Origin of the sequence: Nostoc sp. KVJ3 (genome assembly GCF_026127265.1) — a bacterium.
Lineage (GTDB): Bacteria > Cyanobacteriota > Cyanobacteriia > Cyanobacteriales > Nostocaceae > Nostoc.
The window spans coordinates 2,047,348-2,065,689 of record NZ_WWFG01000002.1; the positions used below are offsets into that span (position 1 = coordinate 2,047,348).

Genomic DNA, 18,342 nt, shown 5'->3' on the forward strand with positions numbered 1-18,342 from the left:
TCTCTGTGTTGAACTATTAGTTATCTGTAACTGTATTTAATGTAACCTTTGTTGTTGCAATAATAGATTTGCCCAAACTGCATCAGCTTCTCCAAGAGACGGAACTGGTTCTTGAGTGTAATCTATAGCCAAATCAAATCCGGCGCGGTCAAATAAATCCTGGATTACGCCTTGTAAATTTATTAATGGTTCTGTATCACCTTTACGTAGAGGTAAAAGAAAAGTGGGTATCTGTGCTTGTAAATTGAAAAGATATAATTCTGCTTGAGGACGTGATTGACTGCGACTAACCAAAATTCGATAATCTGACTTAATTTGATTGTCCAAAATCGGCATAGGTTCACCGCTACGGAGCAAGTCTATTTCTACTAGATGAGTGGAACTACCAAATACTTCTTGACGCTTAGTATTGTAAGCTTTTCTACCTTCTCCAGCCCGCTTATTTTTGGGTGAGAGAAGTTCAATTACTGTCACTACTTCCTGTGTACCTACTTCGCGCACCTCAAGGTAACTTTCCCGCACTTCCTCTGGAATCGGGATATTAACTGTTATCGGTTTACTAGGTGTTGAAACCACTGCAAGATTAGATGGTTCTTTCTCTATAGCTTTTGAATATCGTCCTATGGTTACATCTGGTATACCAACTAAAACAGAATTGCTATCTGTTATTTGATATACCCGTTTTTCAATTGCGATTCTATATTTTGGCCGTAATTGTGGGATTAATAACTCAGCAATAAAAGTAATAATCCAATGATGAACTTCCGGCCATAATTGGGGATTTTCTAGATAGGGATTCATCCCTGGAAAGGGTGAGGGCATAAGCTTGACAAGACAAAATTCTTATTGTTTATCCTAGCAATCTGCGATCGCGTAAAATTTTTATAATCAAACAAAAGTTTTTACTGTCAATATGACTAATACACAAGCTTGGTATATTGTCAAGCATTCTACTGGTAATTGCGAAATAGTCCCCAACGAAGAAGTTGAGGAGGACAATCTAGAGATTATAGAACAGTGGGGGCCGTTTGCTTCCCAAGGAGAAGCGATCGCTCGGCGTGTTGGACTTATTAGGGCTGGAAAGTGCCAACCAGTTTAACGTAGAGACGCGATTAATCGCGTCTCTACAAGAGTTAGGAGTTAACAATGATGGTTTTCATTCCTAACTCCTCACTATTCACCCTTAACTTTATTCGTTCATTTTTCTGCTGTGGTTGTGCCGTTAACAGCGATTTTTTTACCAATCACTTCCACTGCTTTCGCAAATTGGGGGTCTGCTAGGGTAGCGAGTTTGTCACGTCCATGCAGCCATAATTCCTGCATCTGCTCTTTGGTTAACTCTACCTTCACGTCTGGATTAATACCTTTATGATTAATATCCGTACCGTTGGGGGTATAGTAATGAGCAATTGTGACTGCCAATCCTGAGCCATCTTCCAAGGGACGTACCGATTGCACTAAACCCTTACCAAAGGTTTGAGTGCCAACCAAAGTAGCGCGCTTGTTGTCCTTCAAAGCCCCGGAAAGGATTTCACTGGCACTAGCTGAACCTTTATCTACTAGCACCACCAAAGGTTTATTCGTTAAGGCGCGTCCGTTTGCCTCTTCTTTTTCCGCCTCTCCTTGGCGTTCAACGGTGGAGACAATCTTACCTTTATTTATCCACATCCGGGCAATGTCTACACTGGAGAACAGTAAGCCACCCGGATTCCCACGTAGATCGAGAATATATCCAGCTACCTTTTTGCTTTCTAAATCCTTGATAGCTACCTGCATTTCTTTACCAGCATTAGCGCTGAACTGGTTGAGGCGAATGTAGCCAAGATTACCTGCCGGAGTTTGCTTTTGGGAATATTTAACTGGATGAATTTCAATCCGCGCCCGTTTGATATTAAATTCTTTTGTCTGACCGTCGCGCTGAATCGTTAGGCTGACTTGCGTTCCGGCTTCACCTCGAATTAGAGATACTGCTTGATTAGTATCCATTCCCTTGGTGCTTTTGTCGTTGATTTTGAGGATGATATCTTTTGCCAAAACACCAGCTTTAAATGCTGGTGTGTCTTCGATTGGCGCAATTACAACCAATTGCTTGGTTTTTTCATCCTGACTAATGGTGATCCCAATCCCTGTAAGTTCTCCAGAAGTATCTACTTGCATACTCTTAAATTCTTCTGGATCCATAAATCGGGTGTATGGATCTTGTAACTTTTTCAGCATTTCCCGAATGGACTTATACGCTTCCTGCTGATTACTGTAGGACTTGCTTAAGTACTCCTTACGAACAGCCTGCCAATCTAGCTGATTAAAAGTACCGTCTACATATTGGCGTTGAACAATTTGCCAAACTTCATCTACTAATTCCTTGGGACTTGCTTTAAATAAAGCCTGACCTCGCGAGTGAATGCCAAGGCTAGTAACTGCGATCGTGGAGAGTGTCACTGCCGTAGCACCCAAAACAAGCCTACTTTTTGTAATCACCATAATGACAGCTGGTCAGAGGGAAAATATATAGTCAGTATGCTCAATCTAACACAGGCTACTACTGTACAGACCGAGTATGTATTCCTAGTTTAAACAAAATACTTGACAATCCGGCGACCTTGTTCTCATCAATACAAAAGTTTTAAGAATTTGGAATTGGGCATTGGGCATTAGGCATTAGTTCTTCCCTTGCCCCCTGCCCCTACCCTCTTACGGTTCTACCCAGCGTTCATCTGACTTAATGAGGTTAATTAATTCCTCTACGCCTTTATCTTCTGGGACTTTTTTAATTTCTTCTCGGCCACGATACAAAGAAATGTAACCAGGCGTTTTGCCAACATAACCATAGTCGGCATCCGCCATTTCTCCTGGGCCATTGACAATGCAACCCATAACTGCAATGTCTAACCCAGTTAGGTGTTTAGTGGCTTCTCGGACTTTGTGCAGCACTTCTTCTAGGTTGAACAAAGTGCGTCCACAAGAAGGACAAGCGACATATTCCACCATCGTTTTTCGCAATCCCAAAGCTTGGAGAATGCTGTAGCAGACGGGAATTTCTTTTTCTGGTGCTTCTGTCAGTGAGACGCGAATTGTATCGCCAATGCCGTCAGCAAGTAAGGTAGCAATACCAGCTGTGGATTTAATTCGCCCGTATTCGCCATCACCGGCTTCAGTAACGCCTAAATGTAGCGGATAATCCATGCCCAGTTCATCCATGCGCTTGGCGATGAGGCGATAGGCGGCTAGCATCACCGGGACTCGCGAGGCTTTCATGGAAATTACTAAGTTGCGAAAATCCAAGGATTCACAAATGCGAATGAATTCTATGGCAGATTCCACCATGCCTTCTGGGGTGTCACCATAGGTAAATAACATTCTCTCAGCGAGGGAACCATGATTTACCCCAATTCGCATTGATTTGCCTTGATCTCGCAAAGAAACTACTAGAGGTTCTAGGGTTTCGCGGATTTTTTCGCCAATTTCGTCAAATTCGGATTGAGTATACTCGGTTCGGTTGACGTTGGGCTTTTCAAAGACATACAATCCTGGATTTATCCGCACTTTTTCTATATGCTTGGAGACTTCCAGGGCAATTTTTAGCCCATTGTGATGGACATCAGCCACAACTGGCACGTCTTGGTAAGTCTTTATTAATTTTTGTTTAATTTCTGCTAAAGCTTTAGCATGAGCCATACTCGGCACTGTGACACGGACAATTTCGCAGCCAATTTCGTGCAGACGACGAATACCAGCTACGGAACCATCAATATCAAGAGTGTCTTCGTTAATCATGGACTGCACTACAACAGGGTAGCCGCCGCCAATGATGACATTTCCTACCTTTACGGGACGGGTTTTACGCCGCTTGATAGTTGTATCAAAGGTAGGTTGGCTGGATGTAGTATTTGAAGTATCTACTATGGGCAGAGTTTGCATAACCTGATTAGGTAAATTTGCTGTCGTTAAAAATATCAGATTTGATAAATCTCTGTTTCCCAGATTGCCACAGCTAGGGACTCTTTTGGACAATTAGGCAGAAAAAAAGGAGAATGAGTCAGGCAAAGAATTAAAAACTCTTCTAACTGGGTAGCGTTAGTGTTCAGTAAAAAGGTTTAATGAAGCGATCGCTCATTTGCAGACAATCGTTGGTTGTGTTCATCGATATTTATTGCACCAATCAAATAAAAATTTCCACTTTGCTTTTACATACTGGCATCGAATAAAACAATTACCTTATGTGTATGTTACCGTAGTTTGTGGTTCAATTACATGAAAATTGCTGTAAGTAGTTTATGAGATCAGAACTGCCACTAATTACAAGCGATCGCCTATTATTGCGAGTGGCGATTCATGAAGATATACCCCAAATTCTTAAATACTTCATTTATAACAAAACTTATCTCACTCCATTTTACCCTTTATGGGCAGATGGTTTTTTCAGTGAAGAATATTGGCAGTATCAGATAGAAAATAGTTTTTTAGAATTTATTAATGGGCAATCATTAAAGCTATAGCGTTTACCAGTCTAATGAAGTACACTAATTAAAATAAATCAGTGTATCTACTCAAGGGTAAAAATGAAACCATATTCCCTCGACTTTCGCCAAAAAATATTTGATACATACTTGTCAGGTGGAATATCACAACGTCAATTAGCAAACAAATTTTGTGTCAGTTTAGGTTTTATTGAGAAATTACTAAAGCAATATAGAGAAACAGCAAGTATAGCTCCTAAAGTTAGGACAAAACAAACTCCTCCAAAGCTCAACGAAGAACAAATTAAGATTCTTGAAGAAATAGTTGAAGCTAAGAATGATTCGACTTTATCAGAAATTCGCTCAGAACTCAAAGAAAAAACAGGAATAACAATTGGTATATCTACAGTAGACAGGATGTTACAGAGGATAGAGATAAGCCTAAAAAAAAACATTGCACGCCGCAGAAAAACAGACTGAAAGAGTTCAATTATTAAGAGTACAGTTCTGGCTTCAACTTCATGGGATACCGGCGGAAAACCTTGTATTTCTTGACGAAGCAGGAGCTAATCTATCTTTAATAAGACACTCCGCTCGTTCTAAAAAAGGTAAAAGAGCGCATGGCTCACGACCTCAAAAACGCTGTAAAAATGTCTCCATAATTGGAGCGATTGCTCTCAAAGGCGTGATTAGTCAATATAGTATTTTAGGAGCATCTGACAGGCTGACATTTGAGGCTTACATTTCTCAAAAATTAGTTCCAAAGCTGTGGGAAGGCGCTTGTGTAATCATGGATAATTGTTCAATTCATAAAGGTGGAGATATTGAGAAATTAATCGAATCTGCTGGAGCTAAATTGATTTATTTGCCACCATATTCTCCTGATTTTTCACCAATTGAAACCTGTTGGTCAAAAATTAAAAGTTTACTACGTTCTCTTGAAGCTAGAAGTTATCCAGACTTAGCAAAAGCAATTGAAAGTGCTTTTAATCAAGTCTCGTTAAATGATATTTATAATTGGTTTACCCATTCTTGTTACTGTACTTCACTAGACTGAGAAACGCTATATTTATTTTTACTAAAAAAAATCCCACTGTAATTATTGGAACTATCAATTTTAGTAATTTTGTTCGAGGAGCCGCTCATTTTTGCTATGTGGGATATAGCCTTGCTGAAAATAAACAAGGCAAAGGATATATGACAGAAGGACTAAAAGCGGCAACTCAATATCTCTTTCAAGAATTAAATTTTCACCGAGTCATGGCTAATTATATGCCTCATAATCGACGCAGTGGCAATGTCCTAAAAAGACTCGGTTTTGTTATTGAAGGATATGCTAGAGACTATTTACTAATTAATGGGCAATGGGAAGATCATATTATGACGAGTCTTACAAATCTTAACTGGCAACCACCAAAGTTTTAAGTAGCTATTTCTCTAAAAAAGTGACGAAGTTTGTGTTAATTTATAATATCCTATCTTGTATTTTTAGCCAAAAAAAACCAAGATTTATTTAACATAAAGAATTAGGCTTTTTGGAAGCATTTAAAATTAACAGATAGAATTTTATAAGATTTATTAGAATTTGAAGTATACTGAACACAAACTTATTTAAATAAATTGATTGTCTGTGTATTGCATTCATTCATATACGTCTAATTAAAAATTTCATCCATTAGTTTACAACATCTATAGATTCACGGTAAATCCATAATAAATACACAACAACTCCACACTTAAATGCGATAGTAATTCTCTGTTCACTATCTGGCTCAGTTATCAAGCTTTAATTGAGCCAATGTGTCCAATTTAGATGATTGAGGAGTTTTTTAAAATGTCCATTAATTCTATAAAGCGCTTATCTGTCTTTTCTACAATCTTCGCTTTTGCTACCATCTTGCACGGAGTTGTTTTGGCCGCACCAGTTCCAAGTTCCCCCACTACACCAGCCTCAAAAACTCAGAATAGTCTTGTATCACACCAAACAACCAAACTCACAAAGGAACAACGGCTACAAATCCAATTGGCTCGCCAGCAAAGAGATAAGAAAATTGAGGCTTTATTAAACCCGTCCCAAACTACTAAATTTAAGGCAGCCCTACAATCACGTCAGAGAATCAGAATAGTGTTAAAATCTTTGGGTTTAAATCAAGAACAACAAAAACAAGTTCAATCAATTTTGCAAACGTATAGCCAGCAAGTTAAACAAATTCTATCTTCACAGGCATCAAAACCAACATCAAACTCAGTGGGAATTACTTCACCAACATCACAAGCAATTAAAAAGTAAAAAATTCATTTTTTCTTTAATTTAAAATTAAGTTTCCGAAGACTGGCGGATTTGATGCAAACTTCGCTTAAGCCAGTCTTCATACCAATCATAAAAACTCAAAGCCTCCTCTTGGTTGCTATTTGAGTGAGAATCATCAGAGTCGGTATCATGGAAAAAACTACAAAAACCCAAAGAAGCAGGATATATCCCATTATCATTAGTACGGTCATCTATCCAGATTTTTCCTGACTGCTCGCCGGTAACTACTAGTATCGCATCAATTCCACAACCATAAGTTGTAACGGTAAGAGTACCCTGGATAAACTTATTGTCGAAGTAAGCATTACTTCTATTATTGACAATCAAATCCAAATCATTCCACGCTTCTGTTAAAGTAAATGGTGTGGAGAGAATTTCGTAGTTCTCTTGGTATATTTTTTCTGGGATGATATCTTTATATTCACTTCCCGATAGTCCAGATAATCCGTATCCTGGCCCAGCACCTCCATTGCCAATTTCTAAGAGAAAGTTTTTATATTCACTTGGTAGCGTAATATTGTATCTAGATTCAAACACTTGAATATCTTTGTGACTCAAGCAAGGTTTTAATTGATATTGGTGTGATTCTGAACCAAAAACCTCAAATGTAGCGTCTAAAATAGCTAATTGAGTTAAATTTTTCTTTAATTGCAAAACTTTATTCATTACCTGCTCTAGATTTTGATGGTAGCGCTGCCATATTTTAGATATGGGTCGCTTTTTGCGTCTATGCTGATGCTGAAGCCAGAGGTAGTATTAAGGGAAGAATGAATTAAGCTTTGCTCGTAATGACTCTGGCTGAAACCCCAAACTACAAAAATTCTAGCAATCCTTTTCTCTCCCTCAACTACGAAAGCGCCTTAGAATCTCTAGGCGATGACTACTACGACGAGGTTGCAGCAGAGGAATTTCCCCAACACATCTTGCGTTGGCGTAACGATGCACTATTACCTCGTTTGGGTCTAGACCCCCAAGTAGTCAAAGACGAAGATTTCATCACAGCCTTTGGCAAGTTTCAGGGGCGCAAACCCTTATTAGCACTACGTTACCACGGCTATCAATTTGGTGAATATAACGGGCAGTTGGGTGATGGTAGAGGCTTTCTCTATGGGCAAGTCCGCGCCACTGATGGCGAATTGTACGATTTTGGCACAAAAGGTTCTGGGAGAACGCCCTACTCTCGTGGTGGCGATGGTATGCTCACGCTTAAAGGTGGGGTGCGGGAAGTTCTGGCTGCGGAAGCATTGCACCACTTGGGTGTACGTACCTCGCGCTGTTTGAGCATGATTGAAACAGGTTTACCTCTGTGGCGGGGCGATGAACCTTCACCTACCCGCTCATCTGTGATGATTAGAATGAGCAGTTCTCATATTCGGTTTGGCACTTTTGAGCGACTGCATTATTTCCAGCGTCCAGATTTAACTAAGAAGTTGTTAAACCACGTAATTGAGCAGTATTATCAACACTTAAGTAGTGAAGAAGATAAATATGTTCTGTTTTACGCCGAATTAGTTAAACGGGTTGCAGAACTAGTCGCGCAGTGGATGGCAGCGGGCTTTTGTCATGCAGTCCTGAATACTGACAATATGTCGATTACTGGAGAGAGTTTTGACTATGGCCCTTATGCGTTTATCCCGACTTATAACCCATCCTTTATAGCTGCATATTTTGACTATTATGGACGTTATTGTTACGGGAATCAACCAAGTATTTGCCACTTGAATTTGCAAATGCTCCAGGAACCTTTAAAGGCGATTATTAATAAAGGCGAAATGGAGGCTGGATTAGCTAAATTTGATGAGTATTATCAAACTGAATACAGTTCTTTGATGTTGAAAAAGTTAGGTTTTGTGGAGTTGCCACATCCACAAGCTACGGAACTGTTGAATCTAACGGTTGAATTTTTGAAAGAGAGCCAAGTTGGTTATCATCAATTCTTTTATGAGATGGCTCGGACTTTTTCATCTAAATGGCGAGATGAACCAGGTTTTGTGATGAATAGTTCAGATATCGTACCAGTACCGGGTGCGTCAGGATTTTTTGATGATTGGTGCATATTATACCATAAAATTTTGAATGATTTTGATAGCGATGTCTACGACGGGCGTAGCTGCGGCACCGATGTAATTGCCAAAACTCTAATTGTTAATAATCCAAAAACGGCATTATTAAGACCTGTGATTGAATCTATTTGGCAATCAATTGCTCAAGAAGATAATTGGCAACCTTTTTATGAGTTAATCCAGGTAATTCAGTCTAGGAAATAGTAAAATTACACCTATTTTCTTTTTCATCGAAACAGGCTGTTGACACGACGAATAATCTAATAAGAGACGTTGCATTACAACGTCTCTAGGACTTCCAGTTATAAGCTTTTTGAAAGGCTGCTATAGCGTTTCCCAATTACATGAAATACACCCCACCCGCGCCAATACTGCTCGGATAAGCAGGGGAGGCAGGGGAGGCAGAGGGGAGGCAGGGGAGGCAGGGGAGGCAGGGGAGGCGAAACTCAACGCCAGCCGTCATTTCTCCCCCTGCTCAAGAACAGCTTGCCTCAAGCAAGAATATTCCAAAACCTACGCAGTATTGCCACCCTGCCCTTACTAAGGGGAGGGTTGGGGAGGGGTGATTTTGTACTTCACCAGAGTTGGAAACGGCTATATCCCTTTTTCGCAAGTTATGTCAAACCTGGCTTGCATCCCACTCATAACAAAACTTTTTGCTAATTATGTTCCCGGACGAAAGCGAATACGATCGGGTATATGATGACGATCGCCTAATATTTCTAACAAAGGGCCATTAACGTCAAATTTAACCATACTTACCGACGCGACCAAAATATTCACCCGATAGCGATAGCGTCCTAAATCAATTCCCAGTAAACTACAAAGCATAATCCGAATCGTGGCTTTATGGGAAACTACTAAAACATTACCTTGGGGATGTTTTTCTTGAATTTCAGCAATTACAGGCATAGAACGGTTAGCTATATCTACCGCAGTTTCTCCACCTAGTGGTGCATTCCAAGCGGGTTCTGTCACCCATTTTAGATAGTTTTCTGCGTAATTCTCTTGGGCAAACGATTTACTATACGTTTCCCATTCGCCGTAACTACCTTCTCTAAGTCCGTCACGCAACTGCATATCCATACCGATAGCATCACAAAATGGCTTGGCAGTTGCAATTGCGCGCTTCATCGGGCTAACATAAACTGCTGACCACTTCAATTTTTGATAAACATCGGCAAAACTCTCTGCCATCTGCATCCCTTCAGAAGTCAACTCTGCATCAGTTTCACCGCAGAAATTACCACTTTGACTAAAAGTAGTTTCTCCATGTCGCAGTAAATATAAGTTGAGTGTCATAGCTTGGATTGCGATTGGGATAAAGGAGTTTGTGCAAACATAAAGTACCATCAATCTCGCAATCGATTATGTGACACCAGGACAAAGTAATCAACCAAAAAAGTCAATTCCCTCACAAACTTTTTTTCCTTAATCCCCTGCTTCTTCTCCACTGCTAACTAAATTGCTGGGCATAAAATCGCGCGTAGCGATGCTCTAGAGCTAATAATTCTTCATGGGTTCCCGATTCAACAATTTGTCCCTGTTCAAGAACTAAAATCCGATCGCACCGTCTCACGGTTGATAAACGATGGGCAATAATAAACACTGTGCGTTTTTGCATCAGTCTTTCTAGCGCTTCCTGTACCAGTGCTTCTGATTCGGAATCTAATGCTGATGTCGCCTCATCAAGAATCAAGATTTGGGGATTGAGCAGAACAGCACGAGCGATCGCAATTCTTTGTCTTTGTCCTCCTGATAAGTTTACCCCACGTTCGCCCACCCAGGTCTGATAACCTTCTGGCAGTTGGCTAATAAACTGATGAGCATTAGCAATTTTCGCCGCCTCTTTGACTGCTTCTATGTCAAAAACTTTTTGTCCAAAGGCGATATTTTGGGCAATTGTCCCCGAAAACATGATGGTTTCTTGAGGAACAATCCCAATTTGTCGCCGCAGACTATGCAGCTTTACATCCCGAATATCAACATCGTCAATCAATATTTGACCAATTTCGGGGTCGTAAAAACGGGGGAGGAGGTTGACAAAGGTGGTTTTACCAGCGCCAGAAGCACCCACAAGAGCGATCGCTTCACCTGGCGATACCAATAAGCTGATATCTTTTAATACGGGTTCACCTGGCTTATAGGCAAAGGAAATATGACAATATTCTACTTTGCCTTTGACTGGAGCCAGAGCGATCGCATTTATCTTTTCTATTACCGTTGGCTGAATTGCCATCAATTCAAAAACGCGGTCAACAGATGCTTCACCCTGCTTAAATTCGTTGTAGTTGTTAGTAGTATGACCTATGGGATCAATTAACAGCGCCGCCGCCGCCAGATAGCTGAAAAAATTCGCCACTGTTAAGTTACCTTGGGAAATTTGCCACGCTCCCACAATCAGTAACGATAAGGCACTTAAGGCTTCCAAAAATCCGATGATGGGAATTTGAATTGCTTTCAGGCGTTCGGCTGAATATTTGGCTTTGAGACTGCGTTCTGCTTCATGGCCAAAGCGGGCGATTTCGTAATTTTCGGCAGCAAAAGCCTGTACTAACCGGATACCGTTGAAAACTTCCGCGAGGATGGCTGATAAACCCGACACGCGATTTTGACTTTTTAAGGAATACTTGCGTAACCGTTCGCCAAACCAGCCGATTAAAATACCCATTAGGGGGGCAACTATGATTGTTGCTAGCGTCAGTTGCCAATTTAGGTAAATCATGTAAATCGGAATTGCCAACAACTGCAAAATGCAGGGGATAAAGTCGTGAAATCCTTTATTTACCACTTCGCCAACCCGGTCAACATCTTCGGTAAGGCGGTAAGATAAATCACCTGCTTTTGCGGTTTCAAAATAGCTGAGATTTAGCTTTTGCAGATGGGCGTAGACTTGCTGGCGCAGATGAAAAGCAACTCTTAAAGAAGCTTTCGCCATGTACATATCTTGTATAGACTGAAACAAGCCTCTGACAAGAAATACTAAAGCACAACTACCAGTTATTTGAGCGATCGCTACTACATTACCTTGGGCAAAGGGAATTGCCAATTTACCGGCGAGATTGATCAACACTAATGTCGCCAGCACGTATCCCAAGATACCAATAAGTCCCTTAATGATGGTTCGCCACTGGAGTTGGATATAAGGCAGTAATTGCCAGTAATTAGAACGCGTTTTCAAGCTGTAACATCCACAACGATATTCTACTTTGTTTGACGCTAGCAGTTTTTGGTGAGTTTCTGAACAGTTAACGAATAGACCTCTTGCATGAATCAAAAGCCCTCACCCTAAATCCCTCTCCCAAAATTGGGAGAGGGACTTTGAAATTACCCCCCTTCTCCCAATTTTGGGTAGTTTTGCATTCGTGCAAGAGGTCTAATTAGTTACAAATCGGACTTACGCAAGAACTTTCTGAAACTCTTGTTTCTTTGTGTCTTACCGCTGCGAGAAGCCACTTCTCTACGAGACGCTACGCCTAGTAAGATCCCCATAGGGGTACGCGGATATCCGCTTTTTCGTTCAGAATACTTAACTGAATTCTGTTTAACAATAAGGTAAAACCAAGTACCAGTATTCTTTCAGTCATCGAGTCAAGGTATTGTTATTTTTATTAGTTTTGCGGTAATCCAGTAGTTGTATACCCACCAAATTAGTCAGTCCATTCGGTTAGGTAGGCATTATTTATGCAACTCATCACTTCGTTAGATATTAGAAATTCGGAATATTTATCAAAAAATCGGCTCATCAGTTATCATCATCAGTTGCGTCTAATTTTTTCGTTGGGTAATCAGGTAAAAAATATTCTGGAAATTGGGATTTTTAATTCCCTGTTAACAGACATTTTAAAGAACAATCGATACAATGTGACTACTGCTGATATTGATCCCAACCTCAATCCAGAAATTATTTTGGATCTGACAAAAGATTTTTCATTACCGAAAGATAAGTTTGATGCCATCGTCCTGTTTCAAGTGCTGGAACACTTTCCTTATGAACAGTCAGAACAAGCACTGAAAAAACTTGGCATTGCAACAAAGAAATTTTTGGTGATTTCTATTCCCTATTGCACCCAATACTTGACATTTCAAATCAAAACCTCCTTTTCAGGCAGACCAAGGCATTTATTACTCAATGTGCCAAAATTCTGGAGTAAAAAGCCAGTATGTAACCAGCACTACTGGGAAATGGGTTTAAAAGGATATCCCAAAAAGCGGATTTTAAACTCCGTTGCTAATGCTGGGTTAACTGTCAAGCAAGAATTTCTCGATCCTACTTATCCGTATCACTATTTTTTGGTCTTGGAAAAAACTAACAATACTTAGACAGCAATCTCAACTAAGTTAATTAACCTGTGTTGAAAATCGGGAGTAGGGAAATCCGAATCAGACAATGGGGGCAAACAACGCTCAAAAAAGGTGCGATCGCCTAAGCTATGCTTTTAAAATCCTAATTGGTATCATGTTCTCCTGTGTTCTCCGGGTTTATCCTGGAAAGCAGAGGGTTAGGCTATATTAGCCACTATCATCATTTCAGATACTAACATCGAAAATTACCAATTATGCTAGAACAAGGCACTATCAGTATTCATACTGATAATATTTTCCCGATCATTAAGAAGTCGCTCTACTCAGATCACCAAATCTTCTTGCGGGAACTGGTATCCAACGCTGTAGATGCCATTCAAAAGCTGAAAATGGTATCCCGCGCCGGAGATTACGCTGGAGACATCGGCGAACCGGAAATTGAGCTTGCCATTGACAAAGATAATAAAACCCTATCGATTTCCGATAACGGTATCGGGATGACTGCCGATGAAGTTAAGAAATATATCAATCAGGTTGCCTTCTCTAGTGCTGAAGAATTTATTCATAAGTATGAAGGCAAATCAGATCAACCCATAATTGGGCACTTCGGTCTTGGTTTCTACTCTTCCTTTATGGTGGCGCAAAAGGTAGAAATTGATACTTTATCTTACCAAGAAGGGGCACAGGCGGTTCACTGGACTTGTGATGGTTCCCCAGCATTCACCCTAGAAGATTCGTCCCGAACAACTCGCGGCACTACTATTACTCTCAGCCTACAAGGAGAAGAGGAAGAATTTCTAGAGTCTGCACGAATTAAGAATCTTGTCAAGACTTATTGCGATTTCTTGCCAGTACCAATAAAACTAGAAGGTGAGGTATTAAATAAGCAAAAAGCACCGTGGCGAGAGTCTCCCAGTAATCTGAGTCAAGAAGATTATTTAGAGTTTTACCGCTACCTGTATCCTTTTCAGGAAGAACCTCTGTTGTGGGTGCATCTAAATACAGACTATCCCTTTATCATTAACGGGATTATGTATTTCCCCAAAATGAGGCCCGATGTAGATGTTACCAAAGGGCAGATCAAGCTATTTTGCAATCAAGTTTTTGTCAGTGACAACTGCGAAGAAATTATCCCGCAATTTTTGATGCCGATGCGGGGTGTGATTGATAGTACCGATATTCCGCTAAACGTATCGCGCAGTGCCTTGCAAGGCGATCGCACCGTGAAGCGAATTGGTGACTACATTGCCAAAAAAGTCGGCGATCGCCTCAAAGAACTTTTCCGCGATAATCGCGAACAATACATCAGTGCTTGGAAGGATCTTGGTACTTTTGTCAAATTCGGCGTTCTCAACGACGAGAAATTCAAAAAACAAATCGAAGATATCATTGTCTTCCGCACCACCGCCAAGCTAACAGAAAAAGTTGCTGCGGAAACTCCAGTGGTTGAAGTCCAGTCTTCAGACGGCGATGCTTGGCAAGATGTCACTCCCTCGCCCAGTGCTGAGAACTCAACACCCACTGCTCCTTACACCACACTGAAAGAGTATTTAGAACGCAACAAAGAACGCAACGAAAACCGCGTTTTCTACAGCACCGATGAAACAACCCAAGCTACATACATCGAACTGCACAAAAATCAAGGCTTGGAAGTCCTATTTATGGACTCCTTTATCGACACCCACTTTATCAACTTCCTAGAGCGGGAATATCAAGATGTCAAGTTTACGCGGGTAGACTCAGATTTAGATAATACCCTGCTGGAACAAGACAAAGATAAGGAAATTGTCGATCCGAAGACGAATAAAACTCGCAGTGAGACGATTAAAGAGTTATTTGAGAAATCCCTCAACAAACCCAAACTTAACATTCGTACCGAAGCGTTGAAATCAGACGATCCTCAAGGTACACCACCTGCGATCGTGCTTTTACCAGAGATTCTCCGCCGTCTGCGAGAAATGAACGCCATGATGCAGCAGGGGACAGCAGAGTTTCCTGAAGATCACGTTTTGCTAGTGAATACTGCTCATCCGCTCATTCAAAATCTGGCAAATTTGAACCAAGGTAGTATTATCCAAGGTGACGGTCAATCATCTACCGATCAGTTAGTTAACTTGATTTGCCAACACGTCTACGATTTAGCGCTGATGTCGCAGAAAGGATTTGACGCTGAGGGAATGAAATCTTTCGTCGAGCGATCGAATGAGGTACTCACCAAGCTGACAGAACAAGCTAGTAAATAGTGGGGAATGGGGAATTGGTTGCTGAGTTAGGAGTTAACAGTTTTGTTTATCTCCTTGCTCCCCCTGCCTCCCCTGCTCCCCCTGCCCCCTCCTCCCTTCCCCCTCATCTCCCCACTACCTTCTCCACTTCTGTTATCTAAGACATAGAATGGAAAGGCTGTATTAAAATAAGAATCTGGAGATAGTTGCTATGTCTCGTCGCTGTGAACTAACTGGTAAGAAGGCAAATAACGCCTTTGCTGTTTCCCACTCCCACCGCCGTACAAAACGCCTTCAGCACGCCAATCTGCAAAGCAAGCGTATTTGGTGGGCAGGTGGAAATCGCTGGGTAAAATTAAAGCTTTCTACTAAAGCAATTAAAACCCTAGAAATTAAAGGGTTAGACGCAATGGCAAAAGAAGCTGGCATTAACCTCAATCATTACTAAGTAGCCTGGATTTGATAATCTGAGACTATGTACGGGAGACAGGATAAGCGGCTTCGTCCGCTGTTCATCCTGGTTCCCTACTAAAATAGGACTCAAATTAGGCGGCTCATAACCCAAAATTAATTCTGAATTACGAATTATTTTATCTGCGTTTGTATCCAAAGACGAAAAGCTTTGAGCGTTGAATTTCTGCCTGCTGTTGTACTTTGCTTGAGATATTGGGGAATCGCCTCAACTAGGTTAAATCTAGGAAAATTTAGGCTTTGCTGAGACTCTATATAATGCTCATCTTGCAGAACATTAATTTGGAGCTTTCCTTTATTAAAACGCCAAAGTTCAGGTACTTTTAAAGCTTCATAAATATTAGGATGAGTGCGAGAAGTAATATCAACTTCTAGAGCTAAATCTGGAGGAGGATCTACTGTTAAATCTAGTCGCTTCTTGCCGCGAATCTTAGATTCATTTTTGATATAGAAACACTGATCAGGTTCTATACCTTGAGCCATTACTTGGTTTTTGAAAGTCGTAGAACCAAGACATCTAAACTCAATATCTAATTCTTCCAAAAGCGCTTTGACTAAATCGCTAATAATTTCTTTGTCATCTTCATGTTCTGGCAGTGGTGCCATAATCTCCAATATTCCCCTGTCATAAGCAATTCTTGCTGCACGGTGTTCCCCTAAATCCTCTAGAATTGTTTCTAATTCCTGCCAGGTTACATCTCGCAATAACACTCTTTGTCCTGGTGGAACATGGATGCGCTTTAATTCCAACAACATCATCTCCACTCCCAATAGCTCATACTTAAATTTAGCTTACTCTAGTTGACTAACCCTCTCCTAAGAAACCGCATTTGCTTGGGGTTGGGATTTTTATCTAGCGAGAGTGATTAAGGAGGGTTAATTCTGTCTTACTACTTAGATGCTACATCATAGGACTTACGCAAAAAATAGCCAAAACCCTTATTCTCCAGTAGTGGCAATTCATGAATTGCCCCTACGCCGTATAGTTTTGCGTAAGTCCTACATCATTTCTGTTACTTGTAATCTATAAACACTAGAATTACAGTTACGTAGGCTCGCTAAATTGTTCAATCTACTAATTATTGGACTTGCGTTTTGATCGGCATCTGCTTGATTTGTACCTTCAGCCCGTTTACTGGACGTAAGGTAATTGAAGGCTGGGGCACAATTGGGTATCCTGGCACTAAATCTATTTGGAACCGTTGAGCAATAGTCGCTAATAACAAAGCTGCTTCCATTTGAGCAAAACCTTTACCAATACAAATCCTTGGCCCATCTCCAAAAGGAATATATACTCCTTTAGGAAGTTGCTTTTCAAACTCTTGTGTCCATCTTTCTGGCTGAAAAACTTCAGGATTATTAAAATATTTTGGATGACGGTGCATTACCCATTGGCTAATCATGATTGCCATACCCTGGGGAATTTCATAATCACCAATTTGGGTATCTACCGCTGCTTCCCTCCCCATCAGAGGGACTGGAGGATATAAGCGCATTGATTCTTTGATAATTTGCTGTGTATAAACTAACTTCCCAAGGTCTTCGAGGGTTGGTAACTTTCCTTGCAAGACTTGATTTAGCTCTGATTCTAATTTTTCACGCACTTCGGGATTTTGTGCCAAGAGCATCCACGTCCAAGATAAAGTATTTGCAGTTGTTTCATGTCCTGCCAACATTAAGGTAGCGACTTCATCCCGCAGCAATTTATCATCCATTTGCTGAAGAGTTTCTTCGTCTTTCGCTTCCATTAACATTGTCAACAAATCATTGGTTTTTTCCCCACTATTGCGACGCTCTTGAATCAGTTTATAAATAGCTTCATTCATTTCGGCAATCGCATCACGATAGCGGATATTTTCAGGTCTGGGAAACCACTCCCACACCAAAAAATTCTGTCGCCGCTTACTTTCAAACCACTGCATTGCTACATCTAGAGCATTGGCAACAACTTTTGCTTCTCCTGCATCCACATCAGCGCTAAATATGCACTTCATAACTATTAAAAGTGTCAGGCGCATCATATCTTCGTGAATGTCATGAGTTTCACCATCGTGCCAAGTTTGAACCATTCGGTTGGTGTACTCAACCATTATTTCACTATATACATTAATGCGTTTTTGGTGAAATACTGGTTGAGCAAGGCGACGTTGCCAAAACCAAGATTCTCCTTCTGCGCTTAATAAGCCTTCTCCTAATAAGCTTTTTAAGGCGCGTAAGCCTCGGCTTTTAATAAAATCGTTGCGGTTTTTGAGAACTTCTTCTATATATTCAGGATTAGTTAATAAACAACTAGATGTTAACCCTAACTGTAAGGGAACAATATCACCATAGTCACGACAACGGGTCAGAAATCCTAATGGGTCTTGTCCAAGTTCAAATAGATGTCCAACAATAGAGTTAGCTGAGGGTGCAGGTAAATCAAATACATCTTTAGGCATAGCAAAAAACCTCTAAAGTTGTGTATGTTAAACGCAAAACTAAATGCTGTAGGGGTAATACTCTGTGGGTACTTC

At 40.7% G+C, this 18,342-nt stretch carries 15 protein-coding genes and 2 pseudogenes; 9 read left to right on the top strand and 8 right to left on the bottom strand.

Going from position 1 to position 18,342, the window contains the following annotated elements:
• Positions 1-36: 36 nt before the first annotated feature.
• Complete coding sequence (locus GTQ43_RS24760) at positions 37-822, bottom strand: DUF4058 family protein (protein ID WP_265275361.1); 786 nt, start codon at positions 820-822, stop codon at positions 37-39.
• A 91-nt stretch (positions 823-913) separates the two neighbouring features.
• On the opposite strand from GTQ43_RS24760, the gene GTQ43_RS24765 reads away from it, so the two are divergent.
• Complete coding sequence (locus GTQ43_RS24765) at positions 914-1,099, top strand: DDE transposase family protein (protein WP_265275362.1); 186 nt, start codon at positions 914-916, stop codon at positions 1,097-1,099.
• Positions 1,100-1,197: 98 nt separating this feature from the next.
• Here GTQ43_RS24765 and ctpC read toward each other — a convergent pair whose 3' ends face one another.
• Together ctpC and ispG are read right to left on the bottom strand one after the other, a co-directional pair.
• Positions 1,198-2,481 carry a carboxyl-terminal processing protease CtpC gene (gene ctpC, locus GTQ43_RS24770; RefSeq protein ID WP_265275363.1) on the bottom strand — a complete coding sequence of 428 codons (1,284 nt, stop codon included), beginning with the start codon at positions 2,479-2,481 and terminating at the stop codon, positions 1,198-1,200.
• 210 nt (positions 2,482-2,691) lie between these two features.
• On the bottom strand, positions 2,692-3,918 hold the full coding sequence (gene ispG / locus GTQ43_RS24775) for a (E)-4-hydroxy-3-methylbut-2-enyl-diphosphate synthase (protein ID WP_265275364.1): 1,227 nt from the start codon (positions 3,916-3,918) through the stop codon (positions 2,692-2,694).
• 356 nt (positions 3,919-4,274) lie between these two features.
• Here ispG and GTQ43_RS24780 point away from each other — a divergent pair.
• The 4 genes and pseudogenes from GTQ43_RS24780 to GTQ43_RS24795 form a co-directional block, all read left to right on the top strand.
• A pseudogene (locus tag GTQ43_RS24780) lies at positions 4,275-4,493 on the top strand (30S ribosomal protein S5 alanine N-acetyltransferase); the annotation flags it as partial.
• Between the two features lie 66 nt (positions 4,494-4,559).
• A protein-coding gene (locus GTQ43_RS24785) for an IS630 family transposase (RefSeq protein WP_265275365.1) occupies positions 4,560-5,514 on the top strand; the annotation gives its coding sequence in 2 pieces (ribosomal slippage) (positions 4,560-4,903 and positions 4,902-5,514; 957 coding nt in all).
• 8 nt (positions 5,515-5,522) lie between these two features.
• A pseudogene (locus GTQ43_RS24790) lies at positions 5,523-5,882 on the top strand (GNAT family N-acetyltransferase); the annotation flags it as partial.
• Positions 5,883-6,291: 409 nt separating this feature from the next.
• On the top strand, positions 6,292-6,747 hold the full coding sequence (locus GTQ43_RS24795) for a hypothetical protein (protein ID WP_265275366.1): 456 nt from the start codon (positions 6,292-6,294) through the stop codon (positions 6,745-6,747).
• Between the two features lie 27 nt (positions 6,748-6,774).
• On the opposite strand, the gene GTQ43_RS24800 is transcribed toward GTQ43_RS24795, so the two are convergent.
• Positions 6,775-7,434 (bottom strand): SMI1/KNR4 family protein, encoded by a 660-nt coding sequence (locus tag GTQ43_RS24800; RefSeq protein WP_265275367.1) that lies wholly within the window; start codon positions 7,432-7,434, stop codon positions 6,775-6,777.
• Between the two features lie 122 nt (positions 7,435-7,556).
• Here GTQ43_RS24800 and GTQ43_RS24805 point away from each other — a divergent pair, with 122 nt between their 5' ends.
• Positions 7,557-9,035: a protein adenylyltransferase SelO gene (locus GTQ43_RS24805; RefSeq protein WP_265275368.1), complete on the top strand. Its 1,479-nt coding sequence runs from the start codon at positions 7,557-7,559 to the stop codon at positions 9,033-9,035.
• Positions 9,036-9,494: 459 nt separating this feature from the next.
• Here the strand turns inward: GTQ43_RS24805 and GTQ43_RS24810 are convergent, their stop codons facing one another.
• Both GTQ43_RS24810 and GTQ43_RS24815 read right to left on the bottom strand, forming a co-directional pair.
• Positions 9,495-10,133 carry a histidine phosphatase family protein gene (locus GTQ43_RS24810; protein WP_265275369.1) on the bottom strand — a complete coding sequence of 213 codons (639 nt, stop codon included), beginning with the start codon at positions 10,131-10,133 and terminating at the stop codon, positions 9,495-9,497.
• Positions 10,134-10,287: 154 nt separating this feature from the next.
• Positions 10,288-12,012: an ABC transporter ATP-binding protein gene (locus GTQ43_RS24815; RefSeq protein WP_265275370.1), complete on the bottom strand. Its 1,725-nt coding sequence runs from the start codon at positions 12,010-12,012 to the stop codon at positions 10,288-10,290.
• Positions 12,013-12,515: 503 nt separating this feature from the next.
• Between GTQ43_RS24815 and GTQ43_RS24820 the strand changes: the two genes are divergently transcribed.
• The 3 genes from GTQ43_RS24820 to rpmB all read left to right on the top strand — a co-directional run bounded on the left by GTQ43_RS24820 (position 12,516) and on the right by rpmB (position 15,806).
• Positions 12,516-13,154, top strand: coding sequence for a class I SAM-dependent methyltransferase (locus GTQ43_RS24820; protein WP_265275371.1), 639 nt, complete (start codon positions 12,516-12,518; stop codon positions 13,152-13,154).
• A 236-nt stretch (positions 13,155-13,390) separates the two neighbouring features.
• Complete coding sequence (htpG, locus tag GTQ43_RS24825) at positions 13,391-15,379, top strand: molecular chaperone HtpG (protein WP_265275372.1); 1,989 nt, start codon at positions 13,391-13,393, stop codon at positions 15,377-15,379.
• A 190-nt stretch (positions 15,380-15,569) separates the two neighbouring features.
• Positions 15,570-15,806 (top strand): 50S ribosomal protein L28, encoded by a 237-nt coding sequence (gene rpmB / locus GTQ43_RS24830; RefSeq protein ID WP_265275373.1) that lies wholly within the window; start codon positions 15,570-15,572, stop codon positions 15,804-15,806.
• A 137-nt stretch (positions 15,807-15,943) separates the two neighbouring features.
• Here the strand turns inward: rpmB and GTQ43_RS24835 are convergent, their stop codons facing one another.
• Together GTQ43_RS24835 and GTQ43_RS24840 are read right to left on the bottom strand one after the other, a co-directional pair.
• A complete protein-coding gene (locus GTQ43_RS24835) occupies positions 15,944-16,585 on the bottom strand; it encodes a Uma2 family endonuclease (protein ID WP_265276543.1) in 642 nt (213 codons plus the stop codon).
• A 323-nt stretch (positions 16,586-16,908) separates the two neighbouring features.
• Positions 16,909-18,267, bottom strand: coding sequence for a cytochrome P450 (locus GTQ43_RS24840; protein ID WP_265275374.1), 1,359 nt, complete (start codon positions 18,265-18,267; stop codon positions 16,909-16,911).
• Positions 18,268-18,342 lie beyond the last annotated feature (75 nt).

What these genes read in the sequence shown, in the direction of transcription:
- GTQ43_RS24760 (WP_265275361.1), bottom strand. Translation starts at nt 822, where the DNA reads ATGCCCTCACCCTTTCCAGGGATGAATCCCTATCTAGAAAATCCCCAA.
- GTQ43_RS24765 (WP_265275362.1), top strand. Translation starts at nt 914, where the DNA reads ATGACTAATACACAAGCTTGGTATATTGTCAAGCATTCTACTGGTAAT.
- ctpC (WP_265275363.1), bottom strand. Translation starts at nt 2,481, where the DNA reads ATGGTGATTACAAAAAGTAGGCTTGTTTTGGGTGCTACGGCAGTGACA.
- ispG (WP_265275364.1), bottom strand. Translation starts at nt 3,918, where the DNA reads ATGCAAACTCTGCCCATAGTAGATACTTCAAATACTACATCCAGCCAA.
- GTQ43_RS24795 (WP_265275366.1), top strand. Translation starts at nt 6,292, where the DNA reads ATGTCCATTAATTCTATAAAGCGCTTATCTGTCTTTTCTACAATCTTC.
- GTQ43_RS24800 (WP_265275367.1), bottom strand. Translation starts at nt 7,434, where the DNA reads ATGAATAAAGTTTTGCAATTAAAGAAAAATTTAACTCAATTAGCTATT.
- GTQ43_RS24805 (WP_265275368.1), top strand. Translation starts at nt 7,557, where the DNA reads ATGACTCTGGCTGAAACCCCAAACTACAAAAATTCTAGCAATCCTTTT.
- GTQ43_RS24810 (WP_265275369.1), bottom strand. Translation starts at nt 10,133, where the DNA reads ATGACACTCAACTTATATTTACTGCGACATGGAGAAACTACTTTTAGT.
- GTQ43_RS24820 (WP_265275371.1), top strand. Translation starts at nt 12,516, where the DNA reads ATGCAACTCATCACTTCGTTAGATATTAGAAATTCGGAATATTTATCA.
- htpG (WP_265275372.1), top strand. Translation starts at nt 13,391, where the DNA reads ATGCTAGAACAAGGCACTATCAGTATTCATACTGATAATATTTTCCCG.
- rpmB (WP_265275373.1), top strand. Translation starts at nt 15,570, where the DNA reads ATGTCTCGTCGCTGTGAACTAACTGGTAAGAAGGCAAATAACGCCTTT.
- GTQ43_RS24835 (WP_265276543.1), bottom strand. Translation starts at nt 16,585, where the DNA reads ATGTTGTTGGAATTAAAGCGCATCCATGTTCCACCAGGACAAAGAGTG.
- GTQ43_RS24840 (WP_265275374.1), bottom strand. Translation starts at nt 18,267, where the DNA reads ATGCCTAAAGATGTATTTGATTTACCTGCACCCTCAGCTAACTCTATT.